The organism is Streptomyces sp. JNUCC 63, from assembly GCF_054366325.1.
Map to the genome: position 1 here is coordinate 2,585,269 of NZ_CM135963.1, position 20,189 is coordinate 2,605,457.

The 20,189-nt window shown below is 71.9% G+C and carries 19 protein-coding genes and 1 pseudogene; 13 read left to right on the forward strand and 7 right to left on the reverse strand.

From position 1 onward, the window contains the following. Window positions 1-98 precede the first annotated feature (98 nt). Window positions 99-1,799, forward strand: coding sequence for a PucR family transcriptional regulator (locus ACX25U_RS11580; RefSeq protein ID WP_454391225.1), 1,701 nt, complete (start codon window positions 99-101; stop codon window positions 1,797-1,799). Here the strand turns inward: ACX25U_RS11580 and ACX25U_RS11585 are convergent. Next, window positions 1,790-2,188 carry a type II toxin-antitoxin system YoeB family toxin gene (locus ACX25U_RS11585; protein ID WP_454391227.1) on the reverse strand — a complete coding sequence of 133 codons (399 nt, stop codon included), beginning with the start codon at window positions 2,186-2,188 and terminating at the stop codon, window positions 1,790-1,792. The genes ACX25U_RS11580 and ACX25U_RS11585 overlap by 10 nt on opposite strands. Window positions 2,189-2,344: 156 nt before the next feature. Here ACX25U_RS11585 and wrbA point away from each other — a divergent pair, with 156 nt between their 5' ends. Further along, on the forward strand, window positions 2,345-2,965 hold the full coding sequence (wrbA, locus tag ACX25U_RS11590; protein WP_454391229.1) for an NAD(P)H:quinone oxidoreductase: 621 nt from the start codon (window positions 2,345-2,347) through the stop codon (window positions 2,963-2,965). Window positions 2,966-3,741: 776 nt separating this feature from the next. Here the strand turns inward: wrbA and ACX25U_RS11595 are convergent. The 3 genes from ACX25U_RS11595 to ACX25U_RS11605 form a co-directional block, all read right to left on the reverse strand. Beyond that, window positions 3,742-4,473 (reverse strand): DUF7873 family protein, encoded by a 732-nt coding sequence (locus ACX25U_RS11595; protein ID WP_454391231.1) that lies wholly within the window; start codon window positions 4,471-4,473, stop codon window positions 3,742-3,744. Window positions 4,474-4,574: 101 nt separating this feature from the next. Next, on the reverse strand, window positions 4,575-5,543 hold the full coding sequence (gene ku, locus ACX25U_RS11600; protein ID WP_454391232.1) for a non-homologous end joining protein Ku: 969 nt from the start codon (window positions 5,541-5,543) through the stop codon (window positions 4,575-4,577). 132 nt (window positions 5,544-5,675) lie between these two features. Beyond that, window positions 5,676-6,488: a nuclease-related domain-containing protein gene (locus ACX25U_RS11605; protein WP_454391234.1), complete on the reverse strand. Its 813-nt coding sequence runs from the start codon at window positions 6,486-6,488 to the stop codon at window positions 5,676-5,678. Window positions 6,489-6,590: 102 nt separating this feature from the next. On the opposite strand from ACX25U_RS11605, the gene ACX25U_RS11610 reads away from it, so the two are divergent. The 7 genes and pseudogenes from ACX25U_RS11610 to ACX25U_RS11640 all read left to right on the forward strand — a co-directional run bounded on the left by ACX25U_RS11610 (window position 6,591) and on the right by ACX25U_RS11640 (window position 13,549). Continuing rightward, window positions 6,591-7,097: a protein-tyrosine phosphatase family protein gene (locus ACX25U_RS11610; RefSeq protein WP_454391236.1), complete on the forward strand. Its 507-nt coding sequence runs from the start codon at window positions 6,591-6,593 to the stop codon at window positions 7,095-7,097. A 64-nt stretch (window positions 7,098-7,161) separates the two neighbouring features. Further along, on the forward strand, window positions 7,162-7,914 hold the full coding sequence (locus ACX25U_RS11615) for a hypothetical protein (RefSeq protein WP_454391237.1): 753 nt from the start codon (window positions 7,162-7,164) through the stop codon (window positions 7,912-7,914). Beyond that, window positions 7,911-9,335, forward strand: a complete 1,425-nt coding sequence (locus tag ACX25U_RS11620; RefSeq protein ID WP_454391239.1) for an ATP-binding protein — start codon at window positions 7,911-7,913, stop codon at window positions 9,333-9,335. The genes ACX25U_RS11615 and ACX25U_RS11620 overlap by 4 nt, the downstream gene beginning before the upstream one ends. Window positions 9,336-9,661: 326 nt before the next feature. After that, window positions 9,662-10,096, forward strand: coding sequence for an SH3 domain-containing protein (locus ACX25U_RS11625; protein ID WP_454391241.1), 435 nt, complete (start codon window positions 9,662-9,664; stop codon window positions 10,094-10,096). A 43-nt stretch (window positions 10,097-10,139) separates the two neighbouring features. Beyond that, window positions 10,140-11,501 (forward strand): FtsW/RodA/SpoVE family cell cycle protein, encoded by a 1,362-nt coding sequence (locus ACX25U_RS11630; protein WP_454391243.1) that lies wholly within the window; start codon window positions 10,140-10,142, stop codon window positions 11,499-11,501. Between the two features lie 19 nt (window positions 11,502-11,520). Beyond that, on the forward strand, window positions 11,521-12,990 hold the full coding sequence (locus ACX25U_RS11635) for a penicillin-binding transpeptidase domain-containing protein (RefSeq protein WP_454391245.1): 1,470 nt from the start codon (window positions 11,521-11,523) through the stop codon (window positions 12,988-12,990). A gap of 44 nt (window positions 12,991-13,034) precedes the next feature. After that, window positions 13,035-13,549: pseudogene (locus tag ACX25U_RS11640) on the forward strand (DUF3291 domain-containing protein). Here ACX25U_RS11640 and ACX25U_RS11645 read toward each other — a convergent pair. After that, window positions 13,494-13,958, reverse strand: coding sequence for a Uma2 family endonuclease (locus ACX25U_RS11645; protein ID WP_454391247.1), 465 nt, complete (start codon window positions 13,956-13,958; stop codon window positions 13,494-13,496). The pseudogene ACX25U_RS11640 and the gene ACX25U_RS11645 overlap by 56 nt on opposite strands. A gap of 215 nt (window positions 13,959-14,173) precedes the next feature. Further along, on the reverse strand, window positions 14,174-15,301 hold the full coding sequence (locus ACX25U_RS11650) for a ferritin-like domain-containing protein (protein ID WP_454391249.1): 1,128 nt from the start codon (window positions 15,299-15,301) through the stop codon (window positions 14,174-14,176). A 133-nt stretch (window positions 15,302-15,434) separates the two neighbouring features. On the opposite strand from ACX25U_RS11650, the gene ACX25U_RS11655 reads away from it, so the two are divergent. The 4 genes from ACX25U_RS11655 to ACX25U_RS11670 all read left to right on the forward strand — a co-directional run bounded on the left by ACX25U_RS11655 (window position 15,435) and on the right by ACX25U_RS11670 (window position 18,911). Further along, window positions 15,435-16,373: an AurF N-oxygenase family protein gene (locus ACX25U_RS11655; RefSeq protein WP_454391251.1), complete on the forward strand. Its 939-nt coding sequence runs from the start codon at window positions 15,435-15,437 to the stop codon at window positions 16,371-16,373. A gap of 220 nt (window positions 16,374-16,593) precedes the next feature. Beyond that, window positions 16,594-17,253: a TetR/AcrR family transcriptional regulator gene (locus tag ACX25U_RS11660; protein ID WP_454391253.1), complete on the forward strand. Its 660-nt coding sequence runs from the start codon at window positions 16,594-16,596 to the stop codon at window positions 17,251-17,253. Next, window positions 17,246-17,566 carry a hypothetical protein gene (locus ACX25U_RS11665; RefSeq protein WP_454391255.1) on the forward strand — a complete coding sequence of 107 codons (321 nt, stop codon included), beginning with the start codon at window positions 17,246-17,248 and terminating at the stop codon, window positions 17,564-17,566. Before ACX25U_RS11660 ends, ACX25U_RS11665 begins: the two co-directional genes overlap by 8 nt. 112 nt (window positions 17,567-17,678) lie before the next feature. Beyond that, window positions 17,679-18,911, forward strand: a complete 1,233-nt coding sequence (locus ACX25U_RS11670; RefSeq protein ID WP_454391257.1) for an NlpC/P60 family protein — start codon at window positions 17,679-17,681, stop codon at window positions 18,909-18,911. Here ACX25U_RS11670 and ACX25U_RS11675 read toward each other — a convergent pair. Further along, a complete protein-coding gene (locus ACX25U_RS11675) occupies window positions 18,875-20,137 on the reverse strand; it encodes a styrene monooxygenase/indole monooxygenase family protein (protein ID WP_454391259.1) in 1,263 nt (420 codons plus the stop codon). The two genes, ACX25U_RS11670 and ACX25U_RS11675, sit on opposite strands and share 37 nt — an antisense overlap. Window positions 20,138-20,189 lie beyond the last annotated feature (52 nt).

Below are 20,189 nucleotides of genomic sequence, written 5' to 3' on the forward strand. Positions count from 1 at the left end.
GGAGAGGGTGCTGATGATGCGCGGAGGACTGTCCCCGGGGACACAATAGGGCTCATGAGCATGAGCAGTTCCCCGTGCCGCACCGCAGGACGCCGGCCGTGATCACCGTCACCGACCTCGTGGATTCCCTGGGGGCCGGGTTTCTCCGTACGGTCGTTCCGGCCGGCAACGCCGAGGTGCACGACGTCGCCCTGGCCGAACCCGGTGACACCGCGGGCCAGCCGGGGGAACTCGTCCTCGGAGTGGGCGTGACGGACCGGGCCGGGGCCCTCGCACTGCTGGAACGGGCCGCCGGGGCGGCGGCCGCGGGCCTGGTGCTCAAGGGATCCGCCGCGAACGACCCGCAGGTGGCCCGCGCCGTCCGGAGGCTGGCGGGCCCCGCACTGGTCGAACTGCGGCCGCACACCTCGTGGGCGCACGTCGTCTGGCTGCTGCGCGGCGTCATCGACCGGGCCTCCGCGCCCGGCACCGGCGCTCTCGGCGCCCCCGGTCCGCACAGCGACCTGTTCGCACTGGCCGACAAGGCGGCCGAGATCATCGACGCACCCGTGACGGTCGAGGACGCGCAGTCCCGCGTGCTCGCCTACTCCGCACGGCAGGACACCACCGACCCGGCACGGGTCTCCACCATCGTGGGGCGGCGCGTCCCCCCGGAGACCCTGACGCATTTCCGGGCCGGCGGCGTCTTCCGCCGGCTCGCTCGCTCCAACGACCCCATCTGGACCCCCGCCGGTCCTGACGGCACACTGCCCCGGCTGATCATCCCCGTACGGGCCGGCGGCGAGTGGCTCGGCTCGATCTGGGCCGTGGTCAAGTCGCCGGTCCCCCCGGAACGCGTCCGCGAGCTCGGCGATGTGGCCTCCGTCCTGGCCCTGCATCTGCTGCGGCTGCGCGCCGAGGCAGACATCGCACGGCGGGTGTCGGCCGGACAGTTGCGGGCGGCGCTGCGCGAAGGCGCTGTGCCGGGCCGGGGACCGGCAGCGGCCACCGCACTGCCGGTCGGCCCCTGGCGGGTGGTGGCCTTCGGGTCGTCGCCCGGTGGGACCGAAGACGTACGCAGACAACTGGACCTGTGGGAATCGGTCGCACGCCGGTTCGGCTGGCACCAGCCCCTGCTCGCCGACCTCGACGGGCTGCTGTTCGCCCTGGTCACCGAACGGTCACCGGGCAGACGGCGGACCACGCCCGGTACTCCGGCCGACGCCGGCGCGGGCACCCTCGACTGGCTCCGGCAGGTGCTCGCCGAAGTGCGCGCGCACGACCCCGGCCTGTACGCCGCGGCGGGCTGCCCCGCCCACTCCCCCGACCAGCTGCCACGCTCCATGGCGGAAGCCGTCGAACTCCACCGGCTGATCGCCGCCGGCCGGCTCCCCCTCGGCCACACGACGGGGACCGTGCTGATGGAGGACGCCTGGGACGCCGTCGTCATCGAGCGCGCCGCGGCCGCCGTCGGGACCGGCACCCGCCTGCTCGGCGGACCGCTCTCCGCGCTGCGCGCCCACGACGAGGAACACGGCACGCCGTATCTCGCGACCCTCGCGGCCTGGCTGGACCACTTCGGCGACCCCCAGAGCGCCGCGCGCCTCCTCCAGGTCCACCCCAACACGCTGCGCTACCGGCTGCGCAAGCTCGAAGAAGCAGTCCCGGTCGACTTCTCCTCACCCCGCTTGCGGCTGGCTCTGCGGCTGCAGCTTGCGGCCATGGGCGAGGCGCCGCCACCCGGCGAGCCGGGTCCGGCACCAGATTCCACAGCCGTCCCCGCCGCACGCCGACGAGGTGGTCCCCCGAACTACTCGTAGTGATGGCGAGCCCGGAGAATGATCACTTCGTTCTCCCCGGGCAGGTGCACCAGACGGTGTTCATCGGTGACACGGCGAGACCAGGCGCCCGCGGACCCGGCGCCGGCGTTCATGAACATTCGGGTCGCGGGCATCGCGGAGTTCCGCACCAGGGCGAAAGGGAAGGGCGTCCGTTTCCCGACCGAACCGTTCGACCGCGAGGCGAGGTGCGGTACCGCATCCAGGACTCGGGCGGCCGCCCCATCGAGATCGGCCGGGTGACCGGCATGCTGCGGGGCGTCCACGCCGACCCACCGGCGGGGCACAGCCCCCACTGGCCGGGACTTCCTACCGAAGTGCCGGCGCGGGCCATGCACCGACACGGTCCTCCAGCGCTGCGCGGAGATCATGCCCGTCGCTGCACCGGCCGATCGGGAGGCGCCCTGCCGGGGCGCGAGGCGGAGGTGGCATCACCCTTCAAGATGGTTTACGGTTCAACTACCCCTTCAAGGGGCAGGGCCTCCCGAGGCCCGACCGCACCATCTTTCGAAACGGAGATCACAGCTGTGAGCACCCAGACCAAGCTCGCCGTCGTCTACTACTCCTCCACCGGCACCGTCGCCGAGATCAGCAAGGAGATCGCCGAGGCAGCGGAGAAGGCCGGCGCCGAGGTCCGCCTGCTCAAGGCCGCCGAGCTGGCCCCGCAGGCCGCCATCGACTCCAACCCCGCCTGGGCCGCCAACGCCGCCGCCACCGCCGACGTCCCCGTCGCCACCCCGGCCGACATCGAGTGGGCCGACGCCGTGATCTTCGGTTCTCCCACCCGCTTCGGGAACATCGCCTCGCAGCTCAAGCAGTTCATCGACACCCTCGGCGGCCTGTGGGCCCAGGGCAAGCTCGCCGACAAGGTCTACAGCGGTTTCACCGCCACCTCCACCGCCCACGGCGGCCAGGAGTCCACCCTGCTCGCGCTCTACAACTCCGTCCACCACTTCGGCGGCATCCTCGTGGCCCCCGGCTACACCGACCCCGCCAAGTTCGCCGACGGCAACCCCTACGGCACCTCCCACGTCGACGCCCAGGGCAACAACCCCGTCGACGACACCACCCGCGCCTCCGCCCGCGTCCAGGCCGAGCGCGTCGTCAAGATCGCTTCCGCCCTCAAGGCCGGCCTCGCCGCCGCCTGACCCAGCCCCTTCCAGGGGGACCGGCGACGGCCCGTCGGCCGCACAACGGGGTGCGGCCGACGGGCCGTCGCGGATCCGGCCGATCCGCGACGCTGTCCCGGGCCCGGGCGTCCACGACCGACCGGGCCGGAGCGGCTCGCCCAAAGGGACCGGGCCTGGAACCGGCCCTGCCTGACCCATGTGTACGCCGGGTCCCCGCCTTCGTCGACCCGGCTCTCGCCGTTGTCGCCGTGCTGCTCCTCGGCCGTGCGGCGGGGGCCGGCGCGGCGGTTCTCGGGAAGAAGGAGCCCGAGACGCGGGACACCGGTGATCGGCGCGCGGGCCCGGGACTTTCGCGCCGTCAGCGGCCGCTGTCCAAGGGAAACGTGGCGGGGCCCGGGAGGCGTATCCAGCTCCCGGGCCCCTGGGGATGCCACCCAATTGCGCACGCCGGTGGCGTTTAAGAGTGCGGATCAGTTGTCAGGCCGTCGTGTTCTTCCGTTGAACTACCGCACCGTGAAGAGGTGCAGACGAGAGTCGAACTCGCATCCGGCGGCGGTCGTCCGTACTCGGTCGATCCGGCGATCGGTGGCGGATACTGAAGATGGAGCGAGAGTCTGAGATTGGTCGCGGTTTCCCGGTTTCCCCAGTGGAGAAGGAAGGAGACCGTGTTTCAGGCTGAGCCTCAGGTTCAGCTTGCGCTCACCGCGCGGACCGGGCCTCAATCCGACCCGCGCCTGTCGCGCACCCCCGCGCTCGCACGCGGGGGCGATCATGAGGGTCTCTCGGCTCGGCGGCTAGCCGAACAGGTAGCCGAAGACCGCGTCGCCGACCCGCTGGTCGGTGACCTCTGTGCCGTTGGCCTCCTCGCGTGCGAACTTCACCGCCTGCTGGAGCCTTTCGACGCGCTCGAGGAGCTCGTTGACCCGTCGTGCGGGCAGGGCACCGGAGAACTTCACCGTGGTCCAGTAACCGATCGGTACGTCCTCGTAGTACACCTCGACCTGCGCCGGGTGCTTGTCGGTGGCCTCGGCCTTGACGTGGTTGCGCGGGACCTTCTTCGTACGGATCGTGCGGACCGGGTCCGTCTTCCACCAGTCCGTCGACGGGTCCAGCGACCACGACTCGGCCGCGTCCAGCACGGGGAGCTTCTTGACGAAGGTGTGCAGGTCCGTGAGCTGCTTCTCCAGGAAGAGGAGGTAGCTGACCGGGACCTCGGCGAGGACCGTCCGGCCGTCCACCGTCACGTCCGCGCGCGCCGTGCAGTTGGCCCAGTCCTTGGTGGCCGTCACATCGAACAGACGCGTCAGCGAACCGGACATTTCGCGCAGGATCTCCTCCGCCTTGATCTGCACGCGCGTCGACTCGGGCGGCAGCTGCTCGCCCTCCTCGTCCTTCGGCTGGTACGTCCGCGAGATGCCGGCGAGCAGCGCGGGCTTCTGCACCTTGTGGTGGGCCGCGGTGATGTCCTGGAGCGACTTGCTCTTGACGCCCTTCTCCACGGCGATGATCTGATTGAGCTTCGTCACATCTCCCCCTTCGAGCAGCAGCAACATAGCTCGCCAGGGGGGCGGCGGTCGCCTGGTTTTCCGCTCACCGCCTCGTACGGCGGGAGTCGCGCGGGGCGTCCTCACGCCGTGCGTCTGCGCGCTGCCGCCTTCTTCACCGGGGTCTTCTTCGCCGGGGTCTTCTTCGCCGGGGTCTTCTTCGCCGGGGTCTTGGTGGTGGACGAGGTCTTCTTCGTGGGCTCCTTGAACCCGGAGGTCTGCTTCCTCGTCGAGGCCGTCGGCTTTTCCGCCGCGGTTTCCTCGTCCACCTTCTCGCCCCTGGACCGTTTGGCCGCGTGGACGCTCCTCTCCAGGGCGGTCATCAGGTCGAGGATCCTGCCGCCGGGGACGGGTTCGGGGGCTTCGGGAGGTGTTTCGCCTGCGGCCTTGGCGGCGATGACCTCTTCCAGGGCCTTGCGGTACTCGTCGTGAAGGTCTTCGAGGTCGACCTCGCCGAGGACGTCCATGAGGGTGCCGGCGAGCTCCAGTTCCCTGTCGCGGAGCGTGACGTCGACGCCCGGGGCCACGCCCTGGGGGGCGCGGATCTCGTCCGGCCAGAGCAGGCTGTGCATGGCGATGGCGTCGTCCACCACGCGGAGCATGCACAGGCGCTCGCGGCCGCCCAGGACGAACTTGGCGATCGCCACCCGCCGGCTGCGCCTGAGGGCCTCCCGCAGGAGGGCGTACGGCTTGGCGGCCCGGACGCCGCCGGCGGCCAGGTAGTACGCGTTGTCCATCTGCAGCGGGTCGATCCGGTCGGCCGGGACGAAGGCCACGATGTCGATCGTCTTCGTGGTCGACAGGGGCAGGTGGGCCAGGTCCTCGTCGGTGATCGGGATGATGGTGCCGTCCGCGTCCTCGTAGGCCTTGCCGATCTCCGCCTGTGCGACTTCGCGGTCCTCCAGTTCGCACACCCTGCGGTAGCGGATGCGGCTGCCGTCCTCCGTGTGGATCTGGCGGAAGGGGACGGTGTGGCTCTCGGTGGCGTTCACGACCTTGATCGGGATGCTGACCAGGCCGAACGAGATGGCGCCGTTCCAAATGGATCGCACGTGCAGCACCTTCCGGAGCGGTTCAGTGCGAGCTGGTTGTCGCTTTTGAGAAGTTTACGTTGCTTTCTTGCCGTATGGCTCTTGAGTGTGCACGTGCGTCGCTGTGAGCGTGGGGTGGGCGCGGCGGTGCTGTCACACCCGCCACCACGTCCGCCGGTCCCTCGCCATCGAGTAGAGGGCTTCCGCGTCCGCCGGCTTCAGTACGCCGCCCAGGCGGGACAGGGAGCCCAGGTCCGAGGCCTGGAGGATGCGTACGCCCCTGGGCGGGGCCGTCGCGCGGAGGTCGGCCGGGCCTGCCAGGACCAGGAAGGGGTGGACCTCGGCCGTGAGGGCGTAGGAGGCGCGGTCGGCCGTCGTGCGGAGGTGGCGGAGGAGGGGGAGCGGGTCGTGATGGCCCACGGTGACCAGGGGGTCGGCGATGTGGACGTGCTGTTTGCGGGCGTAGAGGGCGTGGACGGCGAAGAGGCCGCCGGGGCCGATCGCCAGGTGGTGGATGCGGTCGCCGCCCGGCAGCGGGATCGAGTGCAGGGTGTGCCAGCCGGCGCCGTCCAGGGCGTCCAGGGCCTCGCCGACCGTCTGCTCGGCGGTGAGGGCGCGGCGGCGGGGGTCCGGGCGGAGGCGGTACGTGGAGCCGGGGTCCCGGTCGAGGGCGATCAGCAAGGCCTCGCCGGGGCGGTTGGGTGCCAGGTCGTCGTCGGGGTGGAGACTCAGGCGGGCGAGATCGGCGGGGGTGGGAACCGGGGGCGGGCCCACCGCCACCGGGCCCGTGAGGAAGGGGCCCAGGGCCTGCAGTACGTCCTCCCGCTCGTCCTCGCTGAGGACGTGGATGCGGGCGGCCTCACGGTCGTACCAGGCGACGTTCCTTCCGTCGGGCCGGCAGACGTAGAGCCGTTCCTGTCCGTGGCGCCAGGTCGGTATGACGCGCAATCCGCGGTGTCCGCTCATGCACCATCACCCCCACTGACCATGGGAACAGGCGGGGTGCTGTCGGGGCAAGAACCCGGCTACCTTTGAGGGGCGGTGGGAGGCGGAGTTGGGGAGGCGCCGTTGCGGACCCGCGGAAAGCAGCCCGACGTACCGGCACCGGACAGCCCGTGGAGCGAGATCGTGCCCGGCCTGTGGATGGGCGGGCACGAGTTCAAGGGGCGTGCCGGGCAACTGGAACTCGCCGTCGTGCGCGATGAGTTCGATCTTGTGCAGACCCTGCTCAGGCTTCCGGGGCACGGGCCCGACCCCGGTGTCGAGCACCATGTGTGGCCGATACCCGACGGGCCGCTGGACGGGACCCAGCTCGCGGGTGTGATGCGGCTGGCCCAGGCGGCCTGTGACGCGCTGGAGCAGGGCCGCCGGGTGCTCGTGCGCTGTTACTCCGGGTACAACCGTTCGGGGCTGGTCGTCGCGCACGCCCTGGTCCGCCAGGGGCGCTCCGCCGACGAGGCGATCCGGCTGATCCGGGCCCGCCGCTCCCCCTGGGCGCTGCACAACGAGCTGTTCGTCGACTATCTGCGGGCGGGGCTGTCGACTGCGCGGTTGCTGGAGGAGCTGACCGAGTAATCGTTTTGCCCGGGGTGCGTACGCTCCTGCGCAGCACCCGTTCGCGCCCAGCCACCGGAGAAACGTGATCCACAGACGTTCCGCCCTGGTCACCACCCTCGTCGTGCTGCTGACGACGACGGTGGCGGCCTGCGGCGACGCGGGGCGGTTGCGGAGCGCGGGGGCCACGCCGACCGCGGTCGGCCCGGTCCGGCCGTGGCCCTCGCTGCGGCCGGCCGCCAGTCCCGCGTGGCCGTACGACGAGGTGCGGATCGAGGCGGTGAAGGGCGTCACCGCGCCCGGGGACGACATCCGCGAGGTCGACCCGGTGGCCGTCGTACGGGCCGAGGTGGCCGCGCATCCGGACGACTACAGGAGCGCTGCGGCGCCGTACCGCGAGACGGCCGTCCGGCTCTCGGACTGCGGCAGGGCGAAGAGGGAGGGGGACGGGAAGGACTCGGCGCGGTGCCCCGTCATGCGGCCGTACTACCGCGACCTCACCGGTGACGGGCGCGACGACATGGCGCTGGGCTTCCGGCTGTACCCGACCAACCAGACGGCCGTGCGCGTCTACACCTTCGACGGGCACCGGCTCGTGCAGGTGTTCGCCAACGACGACGCGGTGACCGGCGTGGAGCTGGCCGGGCGGGCCGTGATCATCCGCTCGCCGGCCGGGATCGCCGGGTACGAGTACCGCACCACCTGGTCCTGGGACGCGGAGCAGCGGGCGATGGTGTTCTCGCGCGACGAGTTCCTGCGCACGGGCCGGCACAGGCCCACACGCGCGCGTACCGGGTCACCGAGCGCCACGCCCCCTCCTTCCGGGAGTGCGCGATGAGGGTCGCGCTCCCCCGCTGGTCCGGGACGCTCGCGGTGAAGGCCACCGCCTTCATCACGGTGATGTGCTGCGCGCTCGCCGCGCTGCTCGGTGTTCTCGTGCACGTCTCGGTGACCGACCAGACCGTCGGGCAGGCCCGCGAGCTCGCACTGTCCCGGCTGAAGGACGCGACGAGCGCGTTCGAGTCCGGCGACACGCTGCTGCCGGGCGCCGGCGTCGACCCGCCGGGGCTGCCCGAGCCGCTGCGGCGGCTGGCGGCGAGCGGGCAGCGCGGCACGATGGTCGACGTGCACGACGGGCGGCCCACGATGTGGGCGGCCGGGCCCGCCGACCGGGGGCGGACGCTGGCCGTGGCGGTCGACTACTCGCAGCAGGCCCGCACGATCGCGGGTCTGGACGAGGCCATCCTGTGGTCGTCGGTTCTGGCGATCGGGGCGACGCTGCTGGTCGGCGCGTTCGCGGTGACCCGGGTGACCCGGCGGCTGCACGCCACCGCGCGCGTGGCCCGGCGGATCAGCGCGGGTGACCTGGACGCGCGCGTGAACGACCCGCTGACCCGGGATCCGTCCCGCCCGCAGGACGAGGTCGCGACGGTCGCCGCCGCGCTGGACACCATGGCGTCGTCGTTGCAGGGCAAGCTGCTGGCCGAGCAACGGTTCACCGCGGACGTGGCGCACGAGCTGCGCACACCGCTGACCGGGCTGCACGCGGCGGCCGAACTGCTGCCGCCGGGCCGGCCGACGGAGCTGGTGCGCGACCGGGTGGCCGCGCTGCGCACGCTCACCGAGGATCTGCTGGAGATCTCCCGGCTGGACACCGGGCGGGAACGGCCGGCCCTGGACGCCGAGCACCTGGGCGCGGTGACCGAGCGGGTGGTGCGGGGGGCGGGGGCCGGGACCGGCGCGCAGGTCAGGGTCGTACGAGACGTGTACGTGGAGACCGACCGGCGGCGGCTGGAGCGGGTGCTGGGCAACCTCGTGGTCAACGCGCACAAGCACGGGCGGCCGCCGGTGGCACTGACCGTGGACGGTCCGGTGGTCACCGTACGGGACCATGGCGACGGCTACCCGACCTACCTCCTGGAGCACGGACCGCAGCGCTTCCGCACGGAGGGCGGCACGACCGGTCACGGGCTGGGACTGACGATCGCCCTGGGCCAGGCGGAGGTACTGGGCGCCCGCCTGGAGTTCGCCAACGCACCGGACGGCGGGGCGGTGGCGACCCTGACACTTCCTCAGGAGCCGCCGGGGCCGGTGGAGCCGGGCGCTGAGGGTACGGCGGACGCTGAGGGTACGGCGGACGCGGCGGGTACGGCGGACGCGGCGGGTACGGCGGACGCGGCGGGTACGGCGGACGCGGCGGGTAAGCGGGGTTCGCTGCGGGCGTCGGATGTGCCGGGGGCAGCGGGCGAGGCCGGCTGACCGGGTACGCCGGGTGTGGCGAGTTCACCGGGCACCCCGGACGGGCCGCATTCGCCTGGCGGGGCGGGCACGCCGGATTCGCCGGGGCCGCAGGCACGGCGAGCGAAGGGGTTCACCGGGTACGCCGCGAGCTGCGGGCGCCGCGAGCGAGGCCTCTTCGCCGGGCGCGCCGGCCGGCACCACCGCCCCGGGTGACGCAGCCTCAGACAGCGGCGGCCCCGATGGCGCAGTGCGACGGGCGTGCGGCACGGGTCGCTCCTAATGTGGCGGTTAATCAGGTCTGCCCGCCTTCCGTGGGCTTCGCCGCCTCAGGTGGAGGTGTCTCCATGTCGTCCCTGCGCTCCCCTCTCATCCGGCTGGCCCTGGCGGCCGCCACCGGCGCGCTGCTCACCACGGCCGCCGTCGCGCCCGCCGTCGCCGACGACGGGCGCGGCGGGACCCCGGGCAGCTCCAGCAGCAGCCCGAGTGCCGACGCGCGAAAGGCGGCCGCACGGCACGTCGGCGCGCACGGCGACCGGGGCCCGCGCTTCTCCCGGGGTCTCGTCGTGGCCCGCCGCGGGGTCGCCCTGCGCAGCCGGCCGGACCGCGGCGGCCGGGTGCTGTGGATCGCGCGGCCCGGCGAGATCGTCTGGATCTTCTGCAGAACGCTGGGCCAGGACGTGTACGACAGCCGCGTGTGGTATCTGCTCGCGGACCGCGCCTGGGCGTGGGCCCCGGCGCGCGCCATCGCGGACATCGGGCCCACGCCACGCTGGTGCTGACACCCGGGGCGGACAAGCACCGCCTTTTAGGTAGGTTCCGGACATGACCAAGGCCGGAACCACCGTGGCAGCGGCGGACCCGCCCGCGCCCGCCGTCCGCCTCCCCCGGCGTCGCGGTGTCGAACTCGCCCTCATCGTGCTCGCCGTCCTGCTGCCGGTGTACGGCTACTGCGCCGTCGGCCTGGCGCGGTACGGCACCGTCCCGCCCGGGGCCGCCGGCTACGGCGCCGGACTCGCCGCGCTCGCGCTGCTCGCGCACATCGTGGTGCGTCTGCGGGCGCCGTACGCCGACCCGCTGCTGCTGCCCATCGGGGTGCTGCTCAACGGGCTGGGCCTGGTGCTGATCTACCGGCTCGACCTGGAGACGCCGGGCGACGAGGCCGCCCCCGCCCAGCTGGTGTGGTCCACGCTGGGCGTGGCACTGTTCATCCTGGTGGTGCTCGTGCTGCGCGACTACCGCTGGCTCCAGCGCTACGCCTACGTCAGCGTGGTCGCCGCGCTCGTACTGCTCACGCTGCCCATCTGCTTCCCGGCCGTCAACGGCGCCCGCATCTGGATCCGGCTCGCCGGCCTGTCCTTCCAGCCGGGCGAGTTCGCGAAGGTGCTGCTGGCGGTGTTCTTCGCCGCGTACCTGGCCGCCAACCGCAACGCGCTGGCGTACACGGGCCGTCAGTTGTGGCGGTTGCAGCTGCCCACCGGCCGGGTGCTCGGGCCGGTGGTGGCGGTCTGGCTGCTGAGCGTCGGCGTCCTGGTCCTGGAACGGGACCTGGGCACCTCGCTGCTGTTCTTCGGGCTGTTCGTGGTCCTGCTGTACGTCGCCACCGGGCGCACCGGGTGGGTCGCGGTCGGGCTGCTGCTCGCCGTGGCCGGGGCGGTCACGGTCGGCCGGCTGGAGCCGCACGTGCACGGCCGGATCGGGGAGTGGCTGCACCCGTTCGCATCCATCGAGGCCGGTCAGGGGCCGGGGCAGGTGGCGCAGTCGCTGTTCTCGTTCGCGGCGGGCGGGATGACCGGCACCGGGCTGGGCCTCGGCCACTCGATCCTCGTCGGCTTCGCCGTCAAGTCCGACTTCATCCTGGCCACCGCCGGAGAGGAGTTGGGGCTGGCCGGGCTGGCCGCCGTCTTCCTGCTGTACGCCCTGCTCGTCGAGCGCGGCTACCGGGCGGGGCTCGCCCTGCGCGATCCCTTCGGCCGGCTGCTCGCGATCGGGCTGGCCTCGCTGGTGGCGCTCCAGGTGTTCGTGATCGCGGGCGGGGTGACCGGGCTGATCCCGCTGACCGGTCTGGCGATGCCGTTCCTGGCGCAGGGCGGCTCGTCGGTGGTCACCAACTGGACGATCGTGGCGCTGCTGATCCGGGTGAGCCATGTGGCGCGCCGGCAGTACGACGGGAGGGTGGCCCCGTGAGTGTGCGGGAGGGCGTCCGTTGACCCGGCACATCCGGCATGCCGCCGCCTTCTGCGTCCTGCTGCTGGTGGCGCTCCTGGTGAACACGGCCTGGCTGCAGGTGCTGCAGGGACCGTCGTACGGCGGGAATCCGGCCAATCGCCGCCCCACCATCGCCCGTTACCAGCAGCCGCGTGGCCAGATCCTGGTCGGTGACCGGCCGGTGACCGGCTCCAAGGACACCGGGGAGCAGCTGCGTTACGAACGGACTTACACGGACGGGCCGTTGTACGCGCCGGTCACCGGGTTCGCCTCGCAGCTGTACGGGACGACGTTCCTGGAGCACGCCGAGGACGGTGTGCTGGCGGGGACCGATCCGATGCTGTCGGGGTTCCCGGTGTTGCAGGGCTTCACGCGGGCGCGGCCTCCGGGCGGCAATGTGGTGACGACACTCGACCCGGCCGCGCAGCGGGCCGCGTTCGACGGGCTGGGCCCGCGCAAGGGGGCGGTCGCGGCGATCGAGCCGACGACGGGGCGGATCCTGGCGCTGGTGTCCACGCCGTCGTACGACCCCTCGGAACTGTCCGGGAACGGGTCGGCGGTGGCGGCTGCGTGGGCGCGGCTGAACCACGACCCGGAGCAGCCGATGCTGAACCGGGCGGTGCGGCAGACGTATCCGCCGGGGTCGACGTTCAAGGTGGTCACCGCGGCGGCGGCGCTGGACGCGGGTGTGGTGACGGATCTGGACGAGCGGACCGGCTCTCCGGACCCGTACCGGCTGCCGGGCACGACCACGCGGCTGGTCAACGAGGCCGACGGCTGCGAGGACGCGTCCCTGCGGCACGCCTTCGAGCGGTCGTGCAACACGGTGTTCGCGAAGCTGGGGGTGGACGTGGGGGTGCGCGGCATGCGGGCCGCGGCGGAGGGGTTCGGCTTCAACGACGAGGGGCTGAGGATTCCCTTCTCGGTGTCGCCGAGCACCTTCGACACGCACGTGGACCGGGCACAGCTCGCACTGTCGTCGATCGGGCAGTACAACACGCGGGCCACGCCGCTGCAGATGGCGATGGTGGCGGCCGCGGTCGCCGGCGGCGGGCAGGTGCGGGCGCCGTACCTCGTGGAGCGGACGACGCGCCGGAGCGGCGGCACGGTGTCCGCGGCCGGCTCCCGGCCGGTACGGCAGGTGATGCGCCCGACGACCGCGGCGCGGCTGCGTGAGCTGATGGCCGGCGTGGTCACCGACGGCACCGGCCGGAACGCGGCGATCCCCGGCGCCACGGTGGGCGGCAAGACCGGCACCGCCCAGCACGGCCTGGGCAACTCCGGCACGCCGTACGCCTGGTTCATCTCCTGGGCCCAGGCCGACAACGACATGGAGCCGAGGGTCGCGGTCGCCGTGGTGGTGGAGGACACGTCGGCGCGGCGCGGCGACATCAGCGGGGGCGGTACGGCGGCGCCGATCGCGAAGGCGGTGATGGAGGCGGTGCTGCATTCGCCGCCTGCTGGGTGAGACGGGGGTGCCACGGGCCGCCGGTGTCCGCCTACCGTTCGGTCATGACGAATTCGGCGCCCGTGTACGAACTCGCCCAGGTCAACATCGCCCGACTCAAGGCCCCGCTGGACTCACCGCAGTTGAAGGACTTCGTCGACGCGCTCGACCCGGTGAACACCGACGCGGACACCGCCGACGGCTTCGTCTGGCGGCTGCAGAGCGACTCGGGCAACGCGACGGACGTGCCCGTCCTCGGGGACGAGTGGCTGATCGTCAACATGTCGGTGTGGCGGGACACCAACGCCCTGACGGCGTTCATGTACCAGGGCCGGCACCGGGAGATGCTGGCCCGACGGCGGGTGGGGGTCCCCCCACGCCGTTCAGGCAGTGGGGGAGGTTCGAGCGGCTGTCGGAGGCGGTGACGGCGCTGTGGTGGGTGCCGGCGGGTCACCGTCCGACGGTGGCGGAGGCGGAGGCCCGCCTGCTGCACCTCCGGGCCAACGGTCCGACCGAGTACGCGTTCACTCTGCGGACGTCGTTTGCTCCGGAGGAGGCGCCACTGGGGATTGGCGGTTGATGGCGGTGAGGTCGATGTCGATGTCGATGTCGATGTCGAATGGAACCGCCACCCTTGGGCGGTTCCCGTGGACCCCGTTGGGGATGTAGGACATGGTGACGGAGTCGAGCTCGTAGACGTGGACGACAGGGAAACCTCCCTCCTGCTCGACGCGCCAGAAGTGCGTGATGCCCGCAGCCGCGTACTTGCGTGGCTTGATGTCGCGGTCGCGTTCCTCGGAGTCCTCGGAGACGACTTCCGCGGCGAGGATCACGTCATCGGGGGCCAGGCAGGTATCCAGGGGCCCGGTGTCCGCGCCCGCGCGGACGATCAGGAGGTCGGGCTCCGGGCGGTTGCGTGCGTCGAGCCGGACGGTGAAGTCCCGGAAGACCTCCAGGAGACCTCCAGGTGTTCCGGCGCCTGTTCCCACAGGGCGTGCTCCAGCAGCGTCTGGCAACGCTGGTGGAACCTGGTCTGCGGACTCAGGATGACAAGACACCCGTGGAGAAGTGCGCGGGCAGGTTCGGAAGCCGGTCCAGGTCGTCCGCCCTCCAGCCGCCTTCCGGAGGGCGGATCCAGTGATGGTTCCGGGGCACCCCGAGGTCACGTGCGCCGAACTCCGCCGTATCCATACGAGGCAGTCTGTCAGCCGTCGGCTCCCTGCTTGATCGCTTCCTCCACCTCCGCCACCCGTTCGTGTTCCTCCTTCGCGAAGCGTTCCGCGTCCAGTCTCTCCGCGATCTCCTCGTCCTGGGCCATCAGTTGGTCCAGGTTGGAGTCGCCCATCTCGAAGACGCCCATGCCGACGTAGGCCTGCTGGAGGCGTTTGCCCCACAGGCCGATGTCCTTGACGCAGGGGACGATGCGGCTGAAGAGCAACTGGCGGAACAGCCGCAGGAACTCGGAGCGTTCGCTCAGTTCCTCGGCCTCCGCCTTCGGGATGCCGAAGTTCTCCAGGACCTCCACGCCGCGCAGGCGGTCGCGCATCAGGTAGCAGCCCTCGATGACGAACTCCTCGCGTTCGCGCAGTTCGGCGTCGGTGAGCTGCTGGTAGTAGTCGCGCAGGGCCATGCGGCCGAAGGCCACGTGACGGGCCTCGTCCTGCATGACGTAGGCGAGGATCTGCTGGGGCAGGGGCTTGTTCGTGGTGTCGCGGATCATGCCGAAGGCGGCCAGGGCCAGGCCCTCGATCAGGACCTGCATGCCCAGGTACGGCATGTCCCAGCGGCTGTCGCGCAGGGTGTCGCCGAGGAGGGACTGGAGGTTGTCGTTGATCGGGTAGACCAGCCCGATCTTCTCGTGCAGGAAGCGGCCGTAGATCTCCGCGTGCCGGGCCTCGTCCATGGTCTGGGTCGCCGAGTAGAACTTGGCGTCCAGGTCGGGGACGGACTCCACGATCCGCGCGGCGCAGATCATCGCGCCCTGCTCGCCGTGCAGGAACTGGCTGAACTGCCAGGACGCGAAATGCCGGCGCAGCTCGCCCTTGTCCCGCTCGGTCATCCGGTCCCAGTAGCGCGTCCCGTAGAGGGTCATCGCCTCCTCCGGGGTGCCGAGCGGGTCGTACGGGTCCACCTCGATGTCCCAGTCGATCCGCTTCTGCCCGTCCCACTGCTTGTCCTTGCCCTTCTGGTACAGGGCGAGGAGCCTCTCGCGGCCCGAGCCGTTCTTTTGGCCAACAAACATGGCCTCCCAGCTGAAGCGGGCCGCTCCGCTCGCGGGGACCTGCCAGTGCGGGTCCCCCGGGTTCCTGGCGTACAGGTCGTAGGTCGGCATACTCCGCAGGTTCACATGTAGACGCCGAGTCAACAAGTCGTGTGCGAGGGATTGACGGGCTTGCTGACAGGCAGTCTCATAAGGGTCGGGGGACCGATCCGGCCACATCCCGTACGACGAGGTGGGGACAGCCATGACGACCGTGACGGAAGGCGACGCGCTCGCCGGTGTGCGCGACGCGCTCGGCCTGCTCAAGGACCGGGAACAGGTGGCCGAGCGTCTGCTCGACTCTTCCGCCAAGCACTCCTTCGACCCGGACGAGGAGCTGGACTGGGACGCGCCCTTCGAGGAGGGCAAGTGGTTCTGGCCACCGGAGCTGGTGTCGCTGTACGACACGCCGCTGTGGAAGCGGATGAGCGAGGAGCAGCGGATGCTGCTGTCCCAGCACGAGGCCGCCGCGCTCGCCTCGCTCGGCATCTGGTTCGAGCTGATCCTCATGCAGCTGCTCGTGCGGCACATCTACGACAAGGCGGCGACCAGCGCGCACGTGCGGTACGCGCTGACCGAGATCGAGGACGAGTGCCGGCACTCCAAGATGTTCGCCCGCGTGATCTCGCGCGGCGGCACGCCCTGGTATCCGGTGAGCCGGGCGCACCACAACCTCGGCCGGCTGTTCAAGACCGTCTCCACGACGCCCGGGTCCTTCACGGCGACCCTGCTCGGCGAGGAGGTCCTCGACTGGATGCAGCGGCTGACGTTCCCGGACGAGCGGGTGCAGCCGCTGATCCGGGGCGTGACGCGGATCCACGTCGTGGAGGAGGCGCGGCATGTGCGGTACGCCCGTGAGGAGCTGCGGCGGCAGATGGTGACCGCGCCGAAGTGGTCGCAGGAGTTCACCCGGGTCACGTCGGGCGAGTTCGCCCGGGTGTTCTCCGTCGCCTTCGTCAATCCCGAGGTCTACACGAACGTGGGCCTGGACAAGCGGGAGGCGATGGCCCAGGTGAAGGCGAGTGGGCATCGGCGGGAGGTCATGCAGACGGGGGCGAGACGGTTGACCGACTTCCTGGACGACATCGGGGTGCTGCGGGGAGTAGGACGGCGGTTGTGGAGGTCCTCCGGGCTGCTGGCGTAGGTGTGCGGGCCGGCGCGGGGGTGGGTGCGCTCGCCCCGCTTGAGGGGGTTCCTCCCCCAAGCTCTTCGAGCAGGGGGACCCCTCAGCGCCCACCCTCCCCCGAGTTCTCGGCTTCGCTCGAGCAGGGGCTACCCCCATCGCCCTGGGGGTCCCCCCAGGCGTTCAGCACCGGGGGAGGCACGACTGCCCGCAGCTGCGTGAGCGGGTTACGCTGCACGTCATGAGCCCTGCCCCGTCCACCCCCGCATACCGAAGGCTCAGTGTCGAGGAGCGGCGTGCTCAGCTGCTCGACGCGGCGCTGTCCCTCTTCGCGCACCGGGTGCCCGAGGAGGTGTCGCTGGACGACGTGGCGGAGGCGGCCGGGGTGTCGCGGCCACTGGTGTACCGGTACTTCCCCGGCGGCAAGCAGCAGCTGTACGAGGCCGCCCTGCGCTCCGCCGCCGAGGAGCTGCGGTACTGCTTCGACGAGCCGCACGAGGGCCCGCTGCTCCCCCGCCTCGCCCGCGCCCTGGACCGCTATCTGACCTTCGTCGACCAGCACGACGCCGGGTTCACCGCGCTGCTCCAGGGCGGCAGCGTGGCGGAGACCTCCCGGACGACCGCCATCGTGGACGGGGTGCGCAGGGCCGCCGCCGAGCACATCCTCAGCCATCTTCAGGTCACGGACCCCGGTCCGCGGCTGCGCATGACCGTACGGATGTGGATCACGGCCGTGGAGGCCGCCTCCCTGATCTGGCTCGACGAGGGCAAGCAGCCGCCCGCCGAGGAGCTGCGGGACTGGCTGGTCGAGCAGTTCGCGGCCGTGATGAGTGTGACCGCCGCCCGGGACGTACAGACCGCCGCGCTGGTGCGGCGTGTGCTGGCCTCCGAGGATGACTGACACTGGTGCCGTGAAGAGCGAAGACACCCCGTTCGAGGGCGGGCCGATGGACGGGCGGGTGCTGCCCGTGCTGGTGGGGCCCACCGGAAACCCGCCGAAGACTTACCGCATCCCGGTGCCGGACGGCGCGGGCGGCCCGCCGACCGTGCTCGTCTACCGGCGGGTGCCGCGTGGGCACAGCAAGCGGTTGGGGCTGCCCCGGGGGTGGAAGTACGAGTTCGCTCCCGAGGGAGGGTCGAGCGCCCGGCTGAAATGGCCGTGGTCCAAGCCGGACACCCGGGCCGTCGGCAAGCCGGGTGACACCGAGGGGTGACCTCGTTGCGCCGTATGGCGCAAGGGATGCGCACACAGTCGGTTCATACGTCTCATACGTCTAATCCTCACCGTGCGGAGCGGAAACGCCGCCCCGCACCGGAGGTGATGTCGTGTCAGGAAGAGTGCCGCGCCTGCTGTGTTCGGCGGCGGTGGCGGCGCAGGCCGCCCTCGCACCGGTGGCCGCTGTGGCCGTACCCGGCCCACCCGCCGTACCCACCGCGCCCGCCGTGCCTGGCCCGCCCGCCGTATCCGCCGCGCCCGGCCCGTCCGCCGTACCCGGCCCGCCCGCACCCGGGCAGCGGTCCGTGGCCGAGCTGCTGACGGACCTCAGGACGCTGTACCGGCAGGCCGAGCACGCCACCGAGGCCTACAACGCCACCGAGGAGCAGCTGAAGAAGCAGCGGGCCGAGGTCGACCGCCTCGACACAGCCCTCGCCCGCGCCTGGCTCGCCCTGGACCGCAGCCGCGCGGAGGCGGGCCGGCTGGCCCGGCAGCAGTACCAGGACAGCACCACCGACCTGTCCTCGTACCTGCGGCTGCTGATGGCTCGCGATCCGCAGCAGGCCCTGGACGAGGGGCATGTGATCGGGCAGGCGGCGCGGGAGCGGGCGGAGACGGTCAACCGGCTGACCGGCAGTAAGAAGAAGGCGGACGACCTCGCCCGCGCCGCCCGCAAGGCGTACGGCGCGCAGCTCGCCCTCGCCCGGCGGCAGCAGCGGGCCCGGGACGACGTACGAGGACGGCTGCACGGCGTGGAGCGGCTGCTGGCCTCGCTGAGCGCCGAGCGGCTGGCGGCGCTCGCCGCGTTCGAGAAGAACGGGATCGCCGGGGCCCAGCGGGCGTTCCTGGCGTCCGGGGTGCTCAGCGGCCGGCGCCTGCCGTCGCAGCAGGGCGAGGAGGCCGTGCGCTATGCGGTACGGCAGCTCGGCAAGCCGTACCAGTGGGGCGCGGCGGGCCCGCAGGCGTACGACTGCTCGGGGCTGACCTCGCAGGCCTGGGGCCACGCCGGGACGTCCATCCCGCGCACCAGTCAGGAGCAGTGGGCCCGTCTGAAGCGGATCCGGCTGAACGAGCTGCGGCCCGGCGACCTGGTCGTCTACTTCCCCGAGGCCACCCACGTCGCCCTCTACTTGGGCGACGGCATGGTGGTGCAGGCGCCGCGGCCCGGCGCCAGGGTGAAGGTGTCGCCGGTCGCGGCCAACCCTGTGCTGGGGGCCGTACGGCCCGATCCGGGCGGGGCGCCCCTGCCGCGATATGTTCCTCCGGCACTCCCGGCGGGCGCCCTGACCGGACCGGACGCCGGCCTCTACGCGGTGAGCACCCCGGAGACCTCGGCCAGGTAGGCCTGGGTCTTGTCGGGGTCGAAGAAGAAGTTCTCCAGGTCGGCCGGGTCGTCGAAGCAGTTGACGAAGCGGTCGGCGACCGGCTGGAGCTCACCGGCCGCCCCGAGGAGGTTCAGGACGTGCTCGGGCGGCGGGGCCAGCATGGCGTTCGTCCACTTGGTGACGTGCTGGGCGGTGGCCCAGTAGCGGTCGAACGTCTGCTGCATCCACTCCTCGTCGAACGGCTTGTCGCCGTGCTCGAGGATCGACGCCAGGTAGGCGGCGGCGCACTTGGAGGCCGAGTTGGAGCCCTGGCCGGTGATCGGGTCGTTGGCGACGACGACGTCCGCGACGCCGAGGACCGCCCCGCCGCCGGGCAGGCGGCCGATCGGGTTGCGCACGGTCGGGGCGTAGCGGCCGGCCAGCGTGCCGTTCGCGTCCGTGAGCTCGACGCCGCTGGTCCGCGCGTGCTCCCAGGGCAGGAACGTCTTCATGAGGTCCAGCGTCAGCGCCAGGTGCTCGCCGGGGTCCTTGACGCCGCGGAAGGCGTCGAGCGGGCCGCCGGGAATGCCCTCCCAGAACAGGATGTCGGCGCGGCCGGAGAGGGTGTGGGTCGGCATGATGAACATCTCGCCGACACCGGGGACGATGTTGCAGCGGACCGCGTCGAAGTCCGGGTGCTCCGGGCGCGGGGCCAGACCGTGCACGTACGCCACCGCCAGCGCGCGCTGCGGCTCGCTGTACGGGGAGCGGGAGGCGTCCCGCTCGAACATCGACACCAGCTCGCCCTTGCCCGCCGAGACGAGGACGAGGTCGTAGGTACGGGAGAAGTAGTCCAGGTCGCCGACCGCGACGCCGTGGATGACCAGCTGGCCGCCGCGCTGCGCGAACGTCTCCATCCAGCCGGCCATCTTCACCCGCTGGTCGACCGACTGCGCGTACCCGTCGAGCCTGCCCACCCAGTCGATGGCGCGCTGCGAGGGACCCGGGTCGAAGGAGCCGGGGGCGGCGACCGAGACGCCCAGTCCCTCGATGTTCGGGGCCTGGGACTCCCAGAAGTTCAGCTTCAGGTCACGCTCGTGCTGGAGCGCGGTGTGGAACATGCACTGCGTCGACATGACCCGGCCCGATCGGATCTCGTCCGCGGTCCGGTTCGACATCAGGGTGACCTCGTACCCGTGCGACTGGAGACCGAGGGCGAGCTGGAGACCGGACTGACCGGCCCCCACGACGAGTATTCTCCGCATGCGGGTGCTGCCTCCTACGACTTCTGGGCTACTCGCTGACTGACTGCTCGGG

Excerpts from the sequence above, each read along its gene's own strand:
- ACX25U_RS11585 (WP_454391227.1), bottom strand. The coding sequence starts at position 2,188 with ATGATCTCCGCGCAGCGCTGGAGGACCGTGTCGGTGCATGGCCCGCGC.
- ACX25U_RS11605 (WP_454391234.1), bottom strand. The coding sequence starts at position 6,488 with ATGAGCGGACACCGCGGATTGCGCGTCATACCGACCTGGCGCCACGGA.
- ACX25U_RS11620 (WP_454391239.1), top strand. The coding sequence starts at position 7,911 with ATGAGGGTCGCGCTCCCCCGCTGGTCCGGGACGCTCGCGGTGAAGGCC.
- ACX25U_RS11625 (WP_454391241.1), top strand. The coding sequence starts at position 9,662 with ATGTCGTCCCTGCGCTCCCCTCTCATCCGGCTGGCCCTGGCGGCCGCC.
- ACX25U_RS11630 (WP_454391243.1), top strand. The coding sequence starts at position 10,140 with ATGACCAAGGCCGGAACCACCGTGGCAGCGGCGGACCCGCCCGCGCCC.
- ACX25U_RS11650 (WP_454391249.1), bottom strand. The coding sequence starts at position 15,301 with ATGCCGACCTACGACCTGTACGCCAGGAACCCGGGGGACCCGCACTGG.
- ACX25U_RS11655 (WP_454391251.1), top strand. The coding sequence starts at position 15,435 with ATGACGACCGTGACGGAAGGCGACGCGCTCGCCGGTGTGCGCGACGCG.
- ACX25U_RS11660 (WP_454391253.1), top strand. The coding sequence starts at position 16,594 with ATGAGCCCTGCCCCGTCCACCCCCGCATACCGAAGGCTCAGTGTCGAG.
- ACX25U_RS11665 (WP_454391255.1), top strand. The coding sequence starts at position 17,246 with ATGACTGACACTGGTGCCGTGAAGAGCGAAGACACCCCGTTCGAGGGC.
- ACX25U_RS11675 (WP_454391259.1), bottom strand. The coding sequence starts at position 20,137 with ATGCGGAGAATACTCGTCGTGGGGGCCGGTCAGTCCGGTCTCCAGCTC.